This window comes from Thermincola ferriacetica, from assembly GCF_001263415.1.
Lineage (GTDB): Bacteria > Bacillota > Thermincolia > Thermincolales > Thermincolaceae > Thermincola > Thermincola ferriacetica.
The window spans coordinates 1-19,466 of record NZ_LGTE01000011.1 but is presented as its reverse complement, the minus strand read 5'-3'; the positions used below and the strand labels follow the sequence as shown (position 1 = coordinate 19,466).

14 protein-coding genes and 1 CRISPR repeat array are annotated in these 19,466 nt (G+C 43.8%); of the genes, 12 read left to right on the top strand and 2 right to left on the bottom strand.

The genetic code is table 11. From position 1 onward, the window contains the following. The first annotated feature begins 57 nt into the window (after positions 1-57). The 5 genes from Tfer_RS08340 (at position 58) to cas6 (ending at position 7,197) form a co-directional block, all read left to right on the top strand. On the top strand, positions 58-1,779 hold the full coding sequence (locus Tfer_RS08340; protein WP_052218004.1) for an aldehyde ferredoxin oxidoreductase family protein: 1,722 nt from the start codon (positions 58-60) through the stop codon (positions 1,777-1,779). A gap of 133 nt (positions 1,780-1,912) precedes the next feature. Further along, positions 1,913-3,886, top strand: a complete 1,974-nt coding sequence (locus tag Tfer_RS08335; protein WP_052218002.1) for a sigma-54-dependent Fis family transcriptional regulator — start codon at positions 1,913-1,915, stop codon at positions 3,884-3,886. A gap of 74 nt (positions 3,887-3,960) precedes the next feature. Continuing rightward, entirely contained in the window at positions 3,961-4,416 is a 456-nt protein-coding gene (gene lpdD, locus Tfer_RS08330) for a prenylated flavin chaperone LpdD (protein ID WP_052218000.1), read from the top strand. Then, positions 4,352-6,118 carry a UbiD family decarboxylase gene (locus Tfer_RS08325; protein ID WP_052217998.1) on the top strand — a complete coding sequence of 589 codons (1,767 nt, stop codon included), beginning with the start codon at positions 4,352-4,354 and terminating at the stop codon, positions 6,116-6,118. The genes lpdD and Tfer_RS08325 overlap by 65 nt, the downstream gene beginning before the upstream one ends. Before the next feature lie 341 nt (positions 6,119-6,459). Then, positions 6,460-7,197 carry a CRISPR-associated endoribonuclease Cas6 gene (gene cas6 / locus Tfer_RS08320; protein ID WP_052217995.1) on the top strand — a complete coding sequence of 246 codons (738 nt, stop codon included), beginning with the start codon at positions 6,460-6,462 and terminating at the stop codon, positions 7,195-7,197. Positions 7,198-7,228: 31 nt separating this feature from the next. Here the strand turns inward: cas6 and Tfer_RS08315 are convergent, their stop codons facing one another. Then, on the bottom strand, positions 7,229-7,735 hold the full coding sequence (locus tag Tfer_RS08315; RefSeq protein WP_052217993.1) for a hypothetical protein: 507 nt from the start codon (positions 7,733-7,735) through the stop codon (positions 7,229-7,231). Between the two features lie 332 nt (positions 7,736-8,067). On the opposite strand from Tfer_RS08315, the gene cas8b reads away from it, so the two are divergent. From cas8b to cas2, 7 genes are read left to right on the top strand one after another with little or no spacing between them, the layout of a single operon-like run. After that, a complete protein-coding gene (gene cas8b / locus Tfer_RS08310) occupies positions 8,068-10,044 on the top strand; it encodes a type I-B CRISPR-associated protein Cas8b/Csh1 (protein WP_052217992.1) in 1,977 nt (658 codons plus the stop codon). Beyond that, positions 10,019-10,966 carry a type I-B CRISPR-associated protein Cas7/Csh2 gene (cas7b, locus tag Tfer_RS08305; protein WP_052217990.1) on the top strand — a complete coding sequence of 316 codons (948 nt, stop codon included), beginning with the start codon at positions 10,019-10,021 and terminating at the stop codon, positions 10,964-10,966. Before cas8b ends, cas7b begins: the two co-directional genes overlap by 26 nt. A gap of 16 nt (positions 10,967-10,982) precedes the next feature. Further along, positions 10,983-11,726: a CRISPR-associated protein Cas5 gene (cas5, locus tag Tfer_RS08300; RefSeq protein WP_052217989.1), complete on the top strand. Its 744-nt coding sequence runs from the start codon at positions 10,983-10,985 to the stop codon at positions 11,724-11,726. Then, positions 11,727-14,261, top strand: a complete 2,535-nt coding sequence (locus Tfer_RS08295; protein ID WP_052217987.1) for a CRISPR-associated helicase/endonuclease Cas3 — start codon at positions 11,727-11,729, stop codon at positions 14,259-14,261. A gap of 13 nt (positions 14,262-14,274) precedes the next feature. Then, positions 14,275-14,790, top strand: coding sequence for a CRISPR-associated protein Cas4 (gene cas4 / locus Tfer_RS08290; protein ID WP_052218088.1), 516 nt, complete (start codon positions 14,275-14,277; stop codon positions 14,788-14,790). A gap of 12 nt (positions 14,791-14,802) precedes the next feature. Continuing rightward, positions 14,803-15,795: a type I-B CRISPR-associated endonuclease Cas1b gene (gene cas1b / locus Tfer_RS08285; RefSeq protein ID WP_013121320.1), complete on the top strand. Its 993-nt coding sequence runs from the start codon at positions 14,803-14,805 to the stop codon at positions 15,793-15,795. A gap of 22 nt (positions 15,796-15,817) precedes the next feature. Next, on the top strand, positions 15,818-16,081 hold the full coding sequence (cas2, locus tag Tfer_RS08280; protein ID WP_052217984.1) for a CRISPR-associated endonuclease Cas2: 264 nt from the start codon (positions 15,818-15,820) through the stop codon (positions 16,079-16,081). 237 nt (positions 16,082-16,318) lie between these two features. Next, positions 16,319-19,152: a CRISPR direct-repeat array (repeat unit 30 nt; unit sequence GTTTTTAGCCTACCTATGAGGGATTGAAAC). Positions 19,153-19,268: 116 nt separating this feature from the next. Here the strand turns inward: cas2 and Tfer_RS08275 are convergent. Then, on the bottom strand, positions 19,269-19,466 hold a 198-nt coding region (locus Tfer_RS08275; RefSeq protein ID WP_160315545.1), incomplete at its 5' end, for an ATP-binding protein.

The following is a 19,466-nucleotide window of genomic DNA, read 5'->3' as shown; positions in this document are numbered from 1 at the left end:
CGCCGGAAGCAATTTGCCGCCCGGCCAAAACTAAAAATAAAGGGAGGTCTTTTGGTTATGAAAATTTATCGTGTAAACATGACGAACCAGACAGTTACCGTGGAAGATGTCCCCGCTGAATGGAAGGGGTTGGGCGGAAGGGCCTTGACCTCGGCGATTGTGGGTAAAGAAGTGGAACCAACTTGTCATCCCTTAGGCAAAAACAACAAACTGGTAATTGCGCCCGGGTTGCTGAGTGGCACGGCTGCTCCCAATTCAGGGCGGTTGTCTGTAGGCGCCAAGAGCCCGCTTACAGGTGGGATTAAGGAGAGCAATGCCGGTGGCACTGCCGCCCAAAAGCTGGCCAGGCTGGGCATAAAGGCGCTGATTATTGAGGGACAGCCGGAAGGGGATAAATTTTACAGCATTCATGTTGATAAAAATGGCTGCCGGGTGCAGGAAGAAAACGAACTGGTGGGCAAGGGAAATTACGAAGTAGTTGCCCGATTGACGGAGAAATTTGGCAGCAAGATCGGAGTTTTAACTATCGGCCAGGCCGGAGAAACCCGTATGGCGGCAGCCAATATTTCGGTGAAAGACCCCGACGGCAATCTGCGCAGCGCCGGACGTGGCGGTCTGGGGGCGGTAATGGGTGCAAAAAAGGTTAAATATATTACCATAGACGATGCCGGCGCTCCGGGCGTTGCTATTGCGGACCAGGAAAAGTTTAAAGAGGCTGCCCGCAGGCTGGCCAAGGGGTTGCGGGAACATCCCGTCACGGGCCAGGGATTGCCCACCTATGGTACAAATGTGTTAGTCAATATAATCAATGAAGCCGGCGGGTTACCGACGCAAAATTTCCGTTTGGGCCGTTACGAACATGCTAATAAAATAAGCGGTGAAACAATGCATGATATAATTGTCAGCAGAAACGGAAAACCCACCCATGGCTGTCATGCCGGTTGTGTAATCCGTTGTTCGCAGATATATAATGATAAAGACGGAAATTACCTGACGGCTGGTTTTGAGTACGAGACCATCTGGGGATTTGGAGCTCACTGTTGCATAGATGACCTGGACATTATCGCCCAGGCCGACCGCATTTGCGACGATATTGGCATTGATTCCATAGAAACCGCTGTAACTATGGGTGTTGCTATGGAAGGAGGGGTAATCCCCTTCGGCGATGGACCGGGGATGTTGAACTTATTGAAGGAAATCGAAAAAAGTACTTACCTTGGCCGCATCCTTGGCAATGGCGCTGCCTTCACGGGCAAGGCCCTGGGCGTTACAAGGGTTCCCGTGGTCAAAGGGCAGGCTATGCCCGCGTATGACCCCCGGGCCGTTAAAGGAATCGGCTTGACCTACGCTACTTCGCCGATGGGAGCTGACCATACAGCCGGTTATTCTGTGGCCACCAATGTTTTAAAAGTGGGTGGAGAGGTAAATCCACTGGGGAAAGAAGGCAACATAGAGTTGTCCAGAAACCTGCAAATCGCCACCGCAGCACTGGACAGCGCAGGGCTTTGCCTGTTTGTGGCTTTTTGTATCCTGGATAACGCCGATGCTTTTCAGGCTATCGTAGACATGATTAATGCCCAGTACGGTTTGAACCTTACGAATGACGATATCACCGAATTAGGTAAGTCTGTGCTACGGACTGAACGCGCATTCAATGAGGCGGCCGGGTTTACCAGGGAACATGACCGGTTACCCGAGTTTTTCCGGGAAGAATGCCCGCCGCATAATACTACATGGGACTTTACCGGCGAAGAAATTGACACTCTTTATAACTTTTAACAGATGAAAAACCGGGGACTCCTGAAAATGGAGTCCTTTTTTTTGCTGAAAAAATGGCTTATCCTTGGTATAATGGAGGTACGAAAGAAAAGGAACTAATCACGCAAAAACTTTACCGGCAAAGGGTGAGGGTATGGGGAATAATGAAGCGGGTCTGTGGAACACCTTTATGGAAACAGGGGAAATCCCGGTCCAGGTGGATCCTATTATAAAGCGTTCATGGGAGCGATGCCGCAAATACGAGGTTAACCACCATAAAGTGGAAAAAAACGAGCTCTTGAGTCCGGCCCGATTGCGGGAAACTATTCAGGAAAACCGGCAGTTGGTAGAGGTAGCCACCCCTATTATGGAAGACCTGTTTATGTGCTTGCGGGGTTTGGGTTTTATGGTGATTTTGGCCGATGCCAGAGGTTACCTTTTGAAGTGTTTCACTGACGATGATTTTTCCAGTCATGCCAGGAAAGTTATGCTGTGCGAAGGAGCCAACTGGTCTGAACGTTTCAAGGGGACCAATGCTATCGGAACTTCGCTGGCAGAAAACCAACCGGTAACGGTTTTTGCTACGGAGCATTATGTCAGGGAAAACCATATTTTGGCTTGTGCCGCTGTACCAATAAAAGGCCCTGGGGGCAAAACGCTTGGGACACTTGATGTAACCGGTGAAAGCGGAAAAGGCAGTGACCGGGTGTTTTGCATGGTTAAAATGGCTGCCCAGAACATTGAACGGGAAATGCGGTTGCTTGATATACAGACCAGGTTTAATCTGAACAGGGCGAAATACGAAGGCCTTATGGAATTGATGCGGGAAGGCGCGGTCATGATTGACGAAGACGGAATTGTGCGGGAAATGAACCAGTCTGCCTGCAAGATTCTGGGCCTTAAAAAGGAAGAATGCCTGGGAGAGAACATCGAGGAATTATTTAATCTGAATAACTTGTGGGTGATAGAAAGCGCCACTTCCCATACCAGGGAACTGACTGTAAGCACAAAAAACGGTTCCACACTGGTCAATACCAGAACTAAACGCATATACGGCCCGGACGGCAGCCCCCAGGGAATGGTGGCTATTGTTAACCCGGAAGACAAAAGCGCTTCGGAGGTAACAGGTAAAAAGTCCGGAAGAGGTTTACCTGAACGGGGAAACGTGGTGCGCTATACCTTTGACCAGATTATCGGTCAAAGCAAATACCTGCAACAGGTGATTTCTATATGCAAAAGGGTAGCCAAGAATGACTCAACCGTTTTACTGCAGGGTGAAACAGGGACAGGCAAGGAAATGCTGGCTCAGGCCATTCACCAGGAAAGTTCCCGCCGGAACGGGCCTTTTGTAGCTGTGAATTGTGCTGCTATTCCGCCCGAACTGGTGGAAAGTGAGTTGTTTGGTTACGAGGAAGGTGCTTTTACAGGGGCGCGCAAAGGCGGAAAACCCGGTAAATTTGAATTGGCTGATAAGGGGACAATTTTTCTTGACGAGATAGGGGATATGCCTTTGCAGGCCCAGGTCAGTTTATTGAGAGCGCTGCAGGAGAAGCAGTTTTTCCGGGTTGGCGGGCAGGAAAGCAAGACAGTTGATGCAAGGGTTATCGTGGCTACGCACCGCAACCTGGCCCAAATGGTTGAAGAGGGCGCTTTCCGTCAGGATTTATATTTCAGATTGAATGTTGTCAACATTTTTATTCCTCCCCTGCGTGCGAGAAAAGACGATATCCCGCTGCTGGTAAACGCATTTTTGGATAAATACAGGGCAAAAGTCGGTAGACCTGAATTAAAATTGTTGCCGGAAACCCTGGAAATATTGCAGGGATACAGTTGGCCGGGGAATATAAGGGAATTGGAAAACGTAATTGAGGGTTTGGTGAATGTCGTTGAAGGTGAAGAAATAACGCCCCGGGATTTGCCCGAAAATATCAGGAACAGGCAGAAAGAAAAGGCCGCTGCCGCAAAGACGGGAACCCTGCAGGAATTGGAAAAGGAAGCCATTAAAAAGGCTATTGTTGATTGCGGCGGCAGTATCAGCGCAGCCGCGGCCCGGTTAAATATAGGGAGAAGCACGATTTACCGCAAAATCAGGGAATATAATATTGATATAAAAGCATTGATTGGATAAAAGATATCATAAAATAATGTTTACCGGGGAAGAGGAATTTTCATACAGTAATGTTATATCGGGTGAATGAAAGCATGCAAGAAATCAGGGTTTCCTCCGGTGAGGGCCGCTACAAAATAAATATACTGGCTGTCATAACCGGCGAAGGGATTGCTGTTACTCTGACGGGCGGGGAAAAACCTCATGTAGGCGGAACGACTTTAAGCGTACCCCGCACAAGTCTGCAGGACCAGGGCTGCCTTTCATGTGATACCTGGATTACCCCTGTACCCGGGCATAAGGATGCGGAAATGGCCGCGTCCGTCGGAGAGCGGCTTTGCCGGGAAACAGGCCTGGTTGCTGCTGTGGTGGCAGGGGTGCACATTGACGGGGCTGAAGATTGGGAAATAAGGCAATTGGTGGCAAATGCCTCGGTGGCAGCCGACAAGCTTTGTCACGAGATAAAAAAATTACAGGAGAGTAGCCATGCATACAAACCTGAGAAGTTTTATCAAGATGCTGCAGAGAGAAAACCAGATAATCGAGATTAATGCTGAGGTGGACCCCTATCTGGAACTGGCGGAAATTCACCGGCGGGTAATTGAAGATGAAGGGCCGGCCCTGCTGTTTACCAATGTTAAAGGGAGCCAGTTTCCTGTGGTCACAAATTTATTCGGCACCCGGGAAAGGGTAGAGATGGCCATAGGACCGAGGCCGGAAGCGATTGTTAAAAAAATTACCCAGGCGATGGACAAACTTTTGCCGCCCAAATTATCCAACCTCTGGCAGGAAAGGGACTGGCTCTTCAGCATTGCCAAAAGCGGCCTGCGCCGCGTAAGCCCTGCCAAAGCGCCTGTGCTCCAGGTGCGGCAGCCGAGAGTAAATTTGAAAGAGCTGCCTGTCCTGACTAGCTGGCAGGGGGATGGCGGGCCTTTTGTCACTTTGCCGCTGGTTTATACGGAACACCCGGTAACCAGGGAGCATAATCTGGGCATGTACCGGATTCAGATATTTTCGGAAAACCAGACGGGTATGCACTGGCAGATTCATAAGGGCGGCGGTTTTCATTACCACGAGGCGGAAAAAAGGGGACAGGCCCTGCCTGTAACCCTTTTCCTTGGCGGCCCACCGGCGCTGGTCATCGCGGCCATTACCGCTTTGCCTGAATCATTGCCGGAATTGATATATGCGTCCTTTTTAATGGGGGAAAAATTGAACATGGCAGAAATAGACGGGCACCCGCATCCTATAATTGCCGAGGCCGAGTTCGCTGTTTGCGGGGAAGTGCCCCCGTTTGAAAGAAAGCCGGAAGGACCCTTTGGGGACCATTACGGGTATTATTCGCTGGTTCACGAGTTTCCGGTGTTTAACGTCAAACAGGTTTATCACCGCAAAGACGCTATTTATCCGGCCACGGTAGTGGGTAAGCCCCGCCAGGAGGATTATTTCATTGGGGAATGGATGCAGGATCTGCTGGCACCGATATTTCCCCTGATTATGCCCGGCGTCAGGGCCTTGTGGACTTATGCTGAAGCAGGGTTCCATACCCTGGCCGGGGCTGTGGTCAGGGAAAGCTACCACCGGGAAGCATTGGCCCATGCCTTTAGAATACTGGGGGAGGGGCAACTGTCCCTGACCAAGGTCCTCATGATTACTGACGTCCCGGTTGATTTGAAGAAGTTCCACGTATTTCTGGAAAGTGTGCTGGCGCGGTTCAATCCGGCCAGGGACCTGTTCATTATCAATAATACGGCTATGGATACCCTTGATTACACCGGGCGCAAGTTTAACCAGGGCAGCAAGGCCATTATGCTGGGCCTGGGGGACCCGGTGCGTGACCTGCCGGGAGAGTATACCGGCGGCCCGATTGCCGGCATTGATAAAATCAAACCTTACTGCCGTGGCTGCCTGATGATTTCCGGCTCTGCTTATTCCGCAGCGCCGGAGTTGGCCCGCCAGGTTGTGGAACACGGCCGGGAGCAATTGCAAGAATGGCCGCTGGTAATTTTGGTCGACGATGCCGATGCCCTGAAAGATCAGACCGGTTTTCTCTGGACCGTATTTACCCGTTTTGACCCGGCCTGGGATATTTATGCAGCCTATGAGGTTGGGCACAACAAAATTATTTACAGCGGTCCAATTGTGATAGATGCCCGGATGAAACCGGATTACCCCGATGAGTTGATTCCCAGGGAAGATATAGTGCGGCAGGTGTCCCAGAGGTGGAAGGAGTTGTTTGGGAAAAAACAGTAGCAGAGGCTACAATATTCCTCCGCTCACGGACGACAGCTCGAATGAGAAAATTGTCGAAATTAGACGAGCGAAAGTACATGCCCAAGGAAGGAAAAATATAGTAATAAATAGAAGCCATATAAAAAAAGTAATTTAATTGCCAAATGTGTCAGAACGCGTCTGCTTTCCGGGCATCTGTCAAAACGCGTCTGCTTTCCGGGCAACAGTCAAAATACAGCAACCTTCCGGGCATGGGTCAAAATTCAATATTGCCGGTATGAAACACATAATGGCCTGATAAGGAGAAATTCCAGACTGACTGCTTCGGGAGGAGCAGTCTTTATTTTTGGAGGAGAGATAACATGCACATATGTTTTTCTTTGCGTCCTGAGGGGAGTATGGAGATTCCTCTGCAGTATAATCATATTGTCCAGGCGGCTGTGTACAGTTCCATAGATGCAGACCTGGCAGCTTTTCTGCATGACCAGGGGTATCAAAGCGGTAACCGGCGGTTCAAACTTTTTGCCTTTTCACGCCTGATGGGGAGGTTTCAGATTGACAAGGAAAAAGGCACAATCAGGTTTTTTGATGAAGTGAGGCTGGTGATTTCCTCACCGGTTGATCAATTTTGCCAGTCCATAGCTAACGGTATGTTGACCAAAGGCCGGTTGAGGCTGGGTACGGCCGAGGCGGAGGTGGAAAAACTGGTTGTGCGGCAGCTTAAAGTGGGGGAGGAGAGAATAGCCGTCCGGACTCTTTCGCCGGCTGTAATCCGCAAAACTTTATATAAGCCTGAAGGTGGACGGTATTCCTGTTATATGCAACCGGGGGAACCGGATTATGATACTTTGCTGGAAAGTAATCTGCGCAAGAAGTATGAGGCCCTGTACGGACAGGCTGCGCCGGAAGGAAATGTGAAAGTGCGCAGGTTGGGAAGGGGGGATATGCGGCTGGTGAATTATAAGAATACGGTGATCAAGGGATATACCGGGGTAATGGAACTGTCCGGGCCGACGGAACTGCTGCAGATGGCGGTGGATGCAGGGTTGGGCAGCAAGAACAGCCAGGGATTTGGCTGTGTGGAGGTGGTTGAAAGATAAAAAAACCGCCGCAGCGGCGGTGCGAGACATGTCAGCTTTTGTATTTTTCTTCTGCTTCACAAACCCGGTCAATGAGCTTTTCCAGCCTGGAGACGCGGTTTTTAAGGGCTTCGAATTCCCTTCTGATCTCGGCAGCATATTCTTTTTGGGCAGCTTCTGGGTTGTTTTCCAGGTCAAATACCCGGTCTTCCAATTTTTCCACTTTAAACGTGACCTCGGTGAACAGTCTTTTAATCATATCCAGGGTTTTTTCCAGGTCTTTATGATAGCCTTTAATTTCGGCAACGTCTTTTTCCAGCTTGTCCATGCGGTTTTCCAGGCTGTCCATGCGGCTTTCTAGCTTGTCCATGCGGTTTTCTATACTGTCCATGCGGGTTTCCAGCCTGTCCAGCCGAGCATCGATTTGTTCGAATCTTTTGTCGATTTCCTCAAATTTTCTGTCATGTTCCAACAGTTTACCATAAATTTTGGTAAGAAACGGTTCGATGGTTTCCAGCATTACATTTTTGATTTGTTTAAGGTCACCGGCATCCAGCAAGGGGCTCGCCTCCTTTAAAATATAGCGAACAAACGTTCTGCAAAAATAATAGCATATTATGGAATGGAAAGCAATGGAGAAATGTGTTTTATTTTGATTATATCATAATGTTGCGGAAGCAGTGTAGGAACTAACGGGGAAAAGTTTTTTTTAAAAACTGACAAACAGGTGTCAGTTTTATGTATTAATTTTGTTTATAGAAAGGAAAAGGCAGGGAAGGTGGATAAAGTTTGTGAATTACTGGGGTAGCATTATTTTAAGAAATACGGGGCAAATGGAACTGCCTAGGATAAAGGAGAACCTGCAAAGGCAGTAGCGAAAGGGGGTGAAAGATGATGTTAGCTGCAATTAGGGACATAGGGAATTTGGCCAATAAATTCAGCCGGGGGACTTTCCTTGAAAACCTAACTATCGAGTTGCCGGACGAAATTGAAGGAAAAAAACAGCATGTAGTGTTACTGGATTTTTCTACTGAGAAGCCTTTTTTACAAATAAAGATTGCTGAGGTTACTCCTGGGTTAACTGAAAAGGAATATTTGTGGATAGGAAATGCTGATGGGAACAGCCCGCAGTGGTATTTAACTACAAATAATTTAGCCTTCGTTTTGTCTCAGACTCTACCCAATATCATTAATATTATGCATGAAGACACCTTGTTGTACCAAAAAGCAAAACAGGTATTACAAATTTATTTTTTTGATACAAATGTCACTGTTGGGGCTGAACAAAGGTACCGATATGTTTTTAATTTGGATTTGTTAGTTGGGTATGAAGGGGATAAGTTAGCAGATATTTTGGCACTCCCCAAAAATCAGAAAAAGAAAGTCGAAGTAATTGAAAAGAATTTTAAAAAGTGGTTAAAGCAAAACTATTCCATTAGTGGCAAGGAGATCTGCCTATATGTAATACTTTTTGATGGTATGGCTGGGGCCAGGTTTTCTGAATATATGCAAAAAGTAGAAGAGATAAAAGTTGGTGAACTCTTTGATAAAAAGAGAGGAATTTGCACTGTTTGCGGAAAGGAGGAATTGATTACTGGAAATACAAGCCGAATGAAATTTAAGTACTATATTACGGATAAAGTCGGCTTTGCCAGCAATTTAAATAAAGAGGCTTTTCATAAGCACTACTCTTTTTGCCAGGAGTGTTATAAATCTGTTCTTCTCGCGGAGACTTTTATTCGTAATAACTTTTCCAGCCGTTTAGGGAAATTGGATCTGTACATAATACCTGGTTTTTTAAAGTCTCCCTTGTTGACTTCTACTCGATTTTACAACTGGGTAAAGTATGTGCCTGATAGCCTTAATTTTCTAAAAGGTTTAAGTGCAATTAACGAATTAGAGGGACAGATAGACGAATACATAAAGAACAGGGAATTTGACAATGAACTAATCTTTAATCTCCTGTTTTACCAGCGTAACAAAGCCGAGCTAAAGATTTTGAAGATGGTTAAGGATGTGCCACCCACCCGTTTCAGGGAAATAGCCTTAGCTTTTTTGGAGGTTAACAGGTCAAGTAACAAAGTTTTTCCCGCTATCAGTAGTCAATTGGCTTTGGACCTCAACCGGATATATTATTTGATTCCGCTTCAACAAGGAGAAAATAAACAAGGAGAAAATAAACACGAATATCGAAAATTTTTAACTTTCATTGAGGCAATCTTCGAAGGACGCCGTGTTCAACCTGCGTTCTTAATAAAACAATATCTGGAATTATTTAAAGTGTATGCATTCAGTAAAGAAAATTTTAATGTTGAACCAGGTGATTCTAGATTCTGGGACATTGAAATGGCTAAGGCTGGTTTGAAGGTGAATTATTTAAATTGTTTTTTAAAGAAGGTTGGTGTGCTAAAAATGACAGAGCCAATTGAAGTGGAAGGGTTACGGAAAGATGAAAATGAGTTTATTAAATCTATGGGGTATAACATACAACAAGCGTCACTGTTTCTACTGGGATACTTAATGGCTGAGGTGGCTAATGCTCAATATAACAGTAATTTAAATAGTAAGCCTATCTTGAACAAAATAGTTTATCAGGGTATGAGTAGCCGAAGGGTTGTTGCATTGGCAAATGAGGTTTTTAATAAATTAAGGCAATACAAAAGGTTAGATATTAATAACGAAAAGTATTTTTCGGTGATGAAGCAACTTTTAGACCATGAACTGGCAAATTGGACTTTAAGTGATAAAGAAAATGTATTCTATTTGCTATCTGGATACAGCTATTTAACAGGAAAAGTTATTAACGCTGGTATACAAAAAGAAAAAGGAGGAAAAGACGGTAATGAGCGAGTTGATCAAAAACAATAGTGACATTTTATTTATTTATGATGCTAAACTATGCAATCCAAATGGGGATCCGGATGACGAAAACAGGCCCCGGATGGATTATGAAAAAGAAATTAATCTGGTTTCTGACGTGAGATTGAAAAGATATATACGAGATTACCTTCAGGACAAAGGGAAGGAAATATTTGTCACCAAGGTTGATGACCGAACTGTTGATGCGACTACCCGCTTAAAGATATTATTGAAAAAAGACGAAATAACAAAGGATGACATTCCGGCTATTTTAGAAAAGCTGGTTGATGTGCGACTTTTTGGGGCCACTATGACTATTAAAGCTAATGATGGAGGAGGTTCCAGTGGTAGTTCGATTACATTTACCGGGCCGGTACAGTTTAACTGGGGGTATTCTTTAAATCGTGTTGAATTGATAGAATCGAGTGCAATTACATCTAGGTTTAGTTCAAATGAGGGCAACGAACAGGGTACAATTGGCAGGGATTACCGTTTATATTATTCTTTAATTGCATTTCATGGCATTGTTTCTGCCCGTCGGGCAACTTATACCAAATTAGAAACGGAGACGTTAGAGCAATTGGATGAAGCATTGGTCAAGGCAATTCCCTTAGCAGCTACCAGGAGTAAAATTGGACAATATCCGTGCCTGTATCTACGGGTTGAGTATATTGATAATCAAACTTTTTTAGGAGATCTGCGAAATTATATAGAAGTATACCCTAAAACAGGGCTAAGAGATAGAAAAGACTTGCAACTGGAAATAGGTAGCCTTGTAAGTCTTCTAAAAAGCAGAAAAGAAAAAGTTAACCAAGTAAAGCTGTATATGAATCCTGAATTGAATACTCATGTAAACGGCAAACCAACCAAAACTGACAAAGCACTGGTAGATGCGATAGGAGTTGAGAAGGTATTTGTAATAAAGGACTAGAAAGGTTGGAGACGGTATGAAAAAGATCATCGTATTCGATATTCGGGGACCAGCTGCTCATTTCAGGAAGTATTTTACCAATTCATCTTCTTTAAGCTATGCCTTTCCGCCCCGGACTGTTATCACCGGCATGATAGGCGCCATCTTAGGCCTAGAACGTGATTCGTACTATGAACTGTTAAGCCCTGATACAGCTCAGGTAGCGCTTAAAATTAATTGCCAAGTAAGAAAAATAATGCAAACCATAAAATTTATTAATACTAAGCAGCTTAATTGGGTTAATGGCTATGGTGGCCCGACCATGATACCGACAGAGATTGTTGTTCCGCAAGAAGGAAAAGAGTTAGTATACCGGGTATACTTTTCCCATAAAGATGAACGGATTCAAAAGAATTTGTTGGAAAAGCTAGAACATGGCCCTATATTCCCTCTTTTTTTGGGTAGGAGTGAGTTTTTGGCCAATCCTGTGCTTGTTGGAGAATTTACAGCGGAACCGAGTCAGGGTGCAGAAGTCCAGACAGTGGTAAACATGAGTCTTATAGAAGGTCAAAGCCTAGTTTTTCAGCCTGATGCTGGTAAGAACCTGATCTATTTAAAGGAGCAAATGCCTTATGCCTTTGGTCCGGGTCGAAAATTAATTGAAATATGCAACATGCTTTACGAACGGTCATGCCAAGGCATCACGGCCAGGTTTAAAACATCTCCTTATTACATTGATGAATTGGACGAGACCTTGCTTTTTATGGAAGAAGGGGTTTAATTGGATTTTTATTCTCATTTTGACCAAGAAACCAATTACCATAAGTACCTCAATGATCATTTGGCCGAGGTAGCCGGTCAGATGATGACTAACCTACAGGACTTACCTGCTTTGAGCTGGGAAATAGTGAAACCGGCTGTTACGGTTATTGGTTTAGGACATGATTTTGGCAAATATACTACCTTTTTCCAGGATTATCTTGTTAAAAGAAAAAACTGTGGGGCTTTAAGTTATCATGGCTTTATTTCAGCTGTGTGGACAGCGAGTCATCTCCTCGAGTTGCAATATTCCGATCAATACCGGTATATCCCACTGATTGGATACATGGCTGTGCTGCATCATCATGGGAATCTTACTCATCCTCTGAATTTTTTAGCTTCGGAAAGGAGTCTCCAACAAGTTGCAACTCTTTGTAAAGATAATCTTAGAAATAGATTGGAGATAATGAACCGCCAATTAGATGATTTGCAAAAGAACTCCATTGTTATTGACAAAGAAATGAAATATCTAATGGATACCTATGTTAAACCTGGTATTTACATGGGAGTGTCAGCCTTTGCCGAGAAAGTGCATAAAACTATTGGAAAATTATTTTTTCTCTATGACGACCTGATTATGGGTGAGGATAGCGTTGACGATGGACATGTGGGGTATCTAACATATCTTCAGCTCCTCTATATTTATTCTCTTCTTATCGATGCAGATAAAAAAAATGCTGCTGGATTAGAAGAAGTTAAACGTTTTGCGTTAAATTATAGTATTGTGGAAAAATATCGTAAAGTTGCTTATCCAAGCCCTAAGAAACAGGTTGACTTTCATCGCAATGAAGTATATCAAAGAGTCATGGAGAACATGGAACAGAGATTCAGGGATTCTAAAATATTTACTATTACAGCTCCTACTGGAAGCGGCAAGACTATTAGCGGTTTTGCTGCTGCCTTAAAACTCCGCGAACTAATTAAATCTACGAAAAGTAAACTATCAGGGGGGGCAGGGATTTCTGGAGCAGAAGTTTTATCAAAAGCTGACCAAGAAAGTAGAATAATCTATTCTCTGCCTTTTACTTCCATTATTGACCAAAACTATGATGTGCTGAAAGAAATGCTGGAACAAAATGTTCCGGCATATAAAGATAATAAAGATGCTTTTCTCATGAAACATCATCATTTAAGTGAAGTTAATTACAAGATTGATGGAGAAAATATCTCGTTGGATCATGCTCTCCTTAATGTCGAAGCATGGAACAGTGAAATTATAGTAACAACTTTTGTTCAGCTATTTCATACAGTTTTTGGCTATACAAATAAAATGCTAAAAAAGTTTCACCGCTTGGCTGGAAGTATTATATTAATGGACGAGGTTCAAAGTATTCCGGCGGAATATTGGGGAGCTGTAAGGCAATTATTAAAGCTAATGACCGAATATTTGGATTGTAGAATTATTTTAATGACTGCTACTAAACCTCTTATTTTTGAAGATAACGAATCAATTGAATTGGCAGGAAACAGTGAAGAAATTACTAAGTTGTTTAAAGCTTTTGACCGGGTTACATTGCGTTATTATGGGGAAAATCAAACGATAGACGAGTTTGTTCGATATTTTGGGTCTTGCTATGACCCAAACAAATCATATTTGTTAGTAATGAACACTATCAAAAGTTCTTTAGAGCTTTTTACTAATCTTAAACAAAATCTTGAAGGAATTGCACCGATATTTTATCTGTCAACTAATGTAACACCTAAAGACAGACACAAAAAGTTAAATCAAATAAAAGAAAAACTGAAAAACCGTGAAAAAGTAATTATTGTCTCAACTCAGGTTGTAGAGGCAGGAGTTGACATCGATGTAGATGAAGTATTCAGGGATTTGGCTCCGATAGATTCGATTATTCAGTGTGCTGGCAGGTGTAATCGCAATAAAATGAGGTCACGAGGTACAATAGAAGTGGTAAATCTAATGACAGACAATGGCCAAGATTATGCCAGTAAGGTATATGGACCGCTTCTGATAAATGAGGCTAGGGATTTGTTGAAAAAATACCCTTGTATAGATGAAAAGGATTTTGGACAAATGGTTAGCAACTATTTCATAAATTTAGTTAGGGGAAAACGTTTGTCATCGAAAAAATCTTTAGATCTCCTGGACGCAGTGAAAAACTTATCTTTTAATGGTTCTCCCAGTGCAGGATGTGGCAATATTAGCGAATTCTGTCTGATTAGAGAGCTTCCATTCTATGTTGATGTATTTATAGAACAAGATGAAGAGGCTCAGGCTGTTTGGGATGATTATGAAACAACAGTTTTGTCAGAACATGACCCTCTAGTTAGGCGAAAAAACTATATGCAGATTAAAGCCAAATTAGCTAGATATATTATTTCTATTCCTGAGAGGGACCGGCAGGAAAGTAACATTTTAGGTTTACAGGCCTATGGCCGGCTCTATCGCTTACCCAATGAATATTGGAAGAGTTATTATGATTCTGAAACAGGTTTTAAACGTGCTTCACTAAGGGCAGAGACCTTTGAAATACTTTGATTTCCTGAAGGTGATGCTCGTGACCAACCAACAGGACCTCCACATCACCGGCACCCTTATCTGGTACTACTTCATCTGCCACCGCGAGGTGTGGCTCATGGCTCGTAACTTGGTGCCGGACCAGGACAACCCAAACGTGGACCTGGGCAGGTTTATCCAGGAGCAGACATACCCCCGCGAGAAAAAAGAAATCAGCCTGGGCCACATCAAGCTTGATATTGTACATAAAGGTAAGGACGGGCTGGTTATCGGCGAAGTGAAAAAAAGCTCCAAATTCGAGGCCAGCGCGCGCATGCAATTGGCTTATTATTTGGCAGAACTGGAAAAAGCAGGTCTTACGGCGAAAGGGGAACTTCGGTTTCCCAAGGAGAAAAGACGGGAAACAGTGGAATTGACGGATGAACTAAGGGCCAAACTGGATGCAGCGGTCCGGGACATTTTACGCATTGTCTATCTGGACGGGCCTCCACCGCCTGTCAGGGTCAGGTGGTGCAAAAACTGCGCTTATGCGGAATTCTGTTGGTCATAACGGAGGGCCTGCATGAAAAAGATTGTCTATATTTTTTCTGACGGCGAACTGAAAAGGCAGGACAATACTCTCAAGTTTTATTGCGAAGAAACCAACCGGTATCTGCCGGTTGAAGACATCAGCGACATTTTTGTTTTCGGAGAGGTAAACATTAACAAAAAACTTCTCGAACTCCTGTCGCAAAAGGAAATTGTCATGCACTATTTCAACTACCACGGTTACTATATGGGTACCTTTTACCCCCGGGAACACTATAACTCAGGGTATATGACCCTCAAACAGGCGCAATTTTACCTGGAACACGACAGGCGAATGGGAATTGCCGGAGCAATAGTCAGAGGAGCGTTAAAAAACATCAGGCAGGTATTGAAATACTATGCCAACAGGGGCAAAGATCTGGATGCCAGTCTTCAGAAATTAAAGGAATTTGAAGAACAGATTGATGGCTGTGCCGATATTTCGGAACTCATGGCTGTAGAAGGAAACGCCAGAGAGTGTTATTACAGGGCTTTTGATAAAATTATAGAAAATGAAGATTTTGTTTTTGAACAAAGGACGCGCCGCCCGCCCAGAAATCACCTGAACAGCCTGATCAGTTTCGGGAATTCCGTCATGTACACTCTGGTGCTCAGTGAAATCTACAAGACCCATCTTGACCCCCGGATTGGTTTCCTGCATGCCACCAATTTCCGAAGATTTTCGCTGAATCTGGATATTGCGGAACTATTCAAGCCCATCCTGGTTGACCGGGTGATATTTTCGCTCCTGGCCAAGAAAATGGTCACCAAACAGGACTTTGAAAGTGGGATGGAAGGAATCGTGATTAAGGACCGGGCCAAAAAACTGTTTGTGGAAGAACTGGATAACAAGCTGAAAACAACAATCAAACACCGGGATATTGGCAGAGAAGTTTCCTACAGGCGCCTGATTCGCCTTGAGTTGTACAAGCTGGAAAAGCACCTGATGGGTGAAAAGGAGTATGAACCTTTTGTAGCGCGGTGGTAGGAGATAACCGGCAGGTGAAGTTATGTTCGTTATTTTGGTTTATGATGTGAATACCAAGAGGGTCAACAAAGTGCTCAAAAAAGCCAGGAAATACCTGAACTGGGTACAGAATTCGGTTCTGGAAGGTGAAATAAGTGAGGCCAATTACAGGAAACTGAAGATGGAGCTGCAAAATGTGATCAATGAGGAAGAGGACTCCTGCCTTTTTTACACCTTCCGCACGACAAAATATTCGCAGCGGGAATCTCTCGGGATAAAAAAAGGTGGCGATGATGTGATAATTTAGTGGACCGGTTTGACTGGTAGGGTATTCATTGTTACACCCCAAAATTTGTCGTCGACCTCCGGTAGCGCAAAAACCCCGGGGGATCGACGACAAAGCCAAAACAGGGCGCAGGCCTAGAAAAATAAGCAAATACTGCAAAACAGGCCTTTAAAAAAGAGCATTTTTATGGTAAAATGCTGAAAGGTACAGAAATCAGGGAAAACTTGTCGTACCTGATTTTTTGCGCCGCCCGAACGGGTTTTTAGCCTACCTATGAGGGATTGAAACTCGTGTCCTGCAGTGCCCGCACTGCGGCGTCGGCAGTTTTTAGCCTACCTATGAGGGATTGAAACCAGTATTCCCATCATAGTAAAATCTGTCATATCCACTAGTTTTTAGCCTACCTATGAGGGATTGAAACGGCGCAAATGTAGATTGGGACGGAAACACAAGGACGTTTTTAGCCTACCTATGAGGGATTGAAACAGATGCTTGAATTTCAAGAACTCCAAGCCATGACCGTTTTTAGCCTACCTATGAGGGATTGAAACACAATGGCAACAGATATTGCCATTGCGCATAACGGGTTTTTAGCCTACCTATGAGGGATTGAAACCCATCAGATCCGTTATTTTGGCCCTTATTGTATTTGGGTTTTTAGCCTACCTATGAGGGATTGAAACCTAGAGTAGTAAAACAGTTGCGTGAGCAATGTTATGGTTTTTAGCCTACCTATGAGGGATTGAAACTTGTTCAAGGGGTTTGTGTCGTAAGAAGGAGATAAAGTTTTTAGCCTACCTATGAGGGATTGAAACATACATTATGATATACAATTCAAATTATTAAATAATTCGTTTTTAGCCTACCTATGAGGGATTGAAACCAGTTTTATCAGGCGGATTTCCCTGCCAACCTCACGTTTTTAGCCTACCTATGAGGGATTGAAACTTTCTATTCCTGCTGAAATGGCGTCTGGCGTTGGATATAGTTTTTAGCCTACCTATGAGGGATTGAAACCGAGATGCTTCATCACTTTAAAGCTTCGGAATTCAGTTTTTAGCCTACCTATGAGGGATTGAAACTTCATTGGCTTCACCGCCTCTATCCTTCCACTCAGCCGTTTTTAGCCTACCTATGAGGGATTGAAACATCTTGACATACAATTCAATATCAACAAATGCCGCTAGTTTTTAGCCTACCTATGAGGGATTGAAACATCGGGTCAAACTGGAATTCGTCGCCGAAGTTATACCGTTTTTAGCCTACCTATGAGGGATTGAAACTATGCTTCCATAGATCTAAAATTCATAACCTCACCGTTTTTAGCCTACCTATGAGGGATTGAAACCTGGTCACCGGTCCGGGACATCCGCCGGGTCACAGTGTAGTTTTTAGCCTACCTATGAGGGATTGAAACTACTAGGTAAGATGGAAAGGAGGCCTTATGAAAAAATGTTTTTAGCCTACCTATGAGGGATTGAAACTAGAGACTGCTGCTTCGTGGCGCAACAGGCCAAAACTGGTTTTTAGCCTACCTATGAGGGATTGAAACTCCTGACGTCCTCGAGGACCTGGAAGCATGGTTCGGCGGGTTTTTAGCCTACCTATGAGGGATTGAAACTACAAAAATACATGCTCTCCAAGGAAGAAGCGGCGGCGGTTTTTAGCCTACCTATGAGGGATTGAAACTAGTTTGTGATAATCACTACCTGCTCTTCCTGCTCAAGCGTTTTTAGCCTACCTATGAGGGATTGAAACTTGTTCTAGGGGTTTGAGGCGGAAAAAGGAAATAAAAAGTTTTTAGCCTACCTATGAGGGATTGAAACCGAATCATGGAAGCCCCTACTGGATGGGCTGACCAGGTTTTTAGCCTACCTATGAGGGATTGAAACATGAGCGGATACAGGTAGGTGATTCGGGTTGATATTGTTTTTAGCCTACCTATGAGGGATTGAAACTTAGCTAATTCTAATAATTCCTTTGTTGTTATCTTTAGTTTTTAGCCTACCTATGAGGGATTGAAACTTCCTGAACGTCATAAAGATTGTGCTTGGCATTTACGTTTTTAGCCTACCTATGAGGGATTGAAACTTGACGACCCGATTAAAAACCGCCAGGAGGCGGATTCAGTTTTTAGCCTACCTATGAGGGATTGAAACTTCAACCCCTTTCAATGGGCAGTCTGACCGTCTACCTTCGTTTTTAGCCTACCTATAAGGGATTGAAACATCCTGGCGAAAACCCCCTTGTCAGCCTTCTTCACCTCCGTTTTTAGCCTACCTATAAGGGATTGAAACAGACTGAAAACAGATAGAATGAGGAGTAGTATTAAGTTTTTAGCCTACCTATAAGGGATTGAAACACTAAAAACCAGACACTAACAGCCAAAGCAATATGAGTTTTTAGCCTACCTATAAGGGATTGAAACGGGCAAAAACTTGATACAGGAATTTATTGACGGCATGTTTTTAGCCTACCTATAAGGGATTGAAACAAGATATTGTTGCAATTGCCGGCATGGTTGGGGGCTGGGTTTTTAGCCTACCTATAAGGGATTGAAACATTTATATAAATTTCCTCCCTCAAATTGCTAACGCAGTTTTTAGCCTACCTATAAGGGATTGAAACTTGCGCTACTGGCGCAACAACACGAAAAAACCCTGGTTTTTAGCCTACCTATAAGGGATTGAAACCGGATAACCAGGCTGCGGTCCGTATGCTGGAATAGCTGTTTTTAGCCTACCTATAAGGGATTGAAACACAAGTCGCACAACGCGACAGTATAATATAACCAAAGTTTTTAGCCTACCTATAAGGGATTGAAACCCGGCAAACCGGTCTACACATAGCATCCTCTCCCTTCAGTTTTTAGCCTACCTATAAGGGATTGAAACTCATGAAGCATTCCCCCAATCTTGTAGACTGGCAAGTTTTTAGCCTACCTATAAGGGATTGAAACTTAATGCGCTCTATGCCCTGGCCACGGAGGATGGATAGTTTTTAGCCTACCTATAAGGGATTGAAACACATGTTGACAAAATAATAATATAAATCCATAAAGAGTTTTTAGCCTACCTATGAGGGATTGAAATAACTAATTTCGGGATAGGGATGTTAGCGGTCAATAAATATACAGCTTTTCGGCCACCAAAAATACAGCAATTGACCACCTTTAAAATTGGAAATTATTTTAAGTGTTCAGTATTGTTTATCGGTGTTTTAACCTGTAGCTATCACCGGTCATATTAAACAGCTCGCATTTATGCATTAACCGGTCCAGCATGGCTGATGTGATGACCGGGTCTCCCAGGAATTCTCCCAATTCCTCAAAGCCTTTGTTGGATGTAATGATGATGGAGGTTTGCTGGTATAGCTTGTTTATCAGGCCAAAAAGCATATTGGCTTC

What these genes read in the sequence shown, in the direction of transcription:
- Tfer_RS08340 (WP_052218004.1), top strand. Translation starts at nt 58, where the DNA reads ATGAAAATTTATCGTGTAAACATGACGAACCAGACAGTTACCGTGGAA.
- Tfer_RS08335 (WP_052218002.1), top strand. Translation starts at nt 1,913, where the DNA reads ATGGGGAATAATGAAGCGGGTCTGTGGAACACCTTTATGGAAACAGGG.
- lpdD (WP_052218000.1), top strand. Translation starts at nt 3,961, where the DNA reads ATGCAAGAAATCAGGGTTTCCTCCGGTGAGGGCCGCTACAAAATAAAT.
- Tfer_RS08325 (WP_052217998.1), top strand. Translation starts at nt 4,352, where the DNA reads ATGCATACAAACCTGAGAAGTTTTATCAAGATGCTGCAGAGAGAAAAC.
- cas6 (WP_052217995.1), top strand. Translation starts at nt 6,460, where the DNA reads ATGCACATATGTTTTTCTTTGCGTCCTGAGGGGAGTATGGAGATTCCT.
- cas8b (WP_052217992.1), top strand. Translation starts at nt 8,068, where the DNA reads ATGATGTTAGCTGCAATTAGGGACATAGGGAATTTGGCCAATAAATTC.
- cas7b (WP_052217990.1), top strand. Translation starts at nt 10,019, where the DNA reads ATGAGCGAGTTGATCAAAAACAATAGTGACATTTTATTTATTTATGAT.
- cas5 (WP_052217989.1), top strand. Translation starts at nt 10,983, where the DNA reads ATGAAAAAGATCATCGTATTCGATATTCGGGGACCAGCTGCTCATTTC.
- cas4 (WP_052218088.1), top strand. Translation starts at nt 14,275, where the DNA reads ATGCTCGTGACCAACCAACAGGACCTCCACATCACCGGCACCCTTATC.
- cas1b (WP_013121320.1), top strand. Translation starts at nt 14,803, where the DNA reads ATGAAAAAGATTGTCTATATTTTTTCTGACGGCGAACTGAAAAGGCAG.
- cas2 (WP_052217984.1), top strand. Translation starts at nt 15,818, where the DNA reads ATGTTCGTTATTTTGGTTTATGATGTGAATACCAAGAGGGTCAACAAA.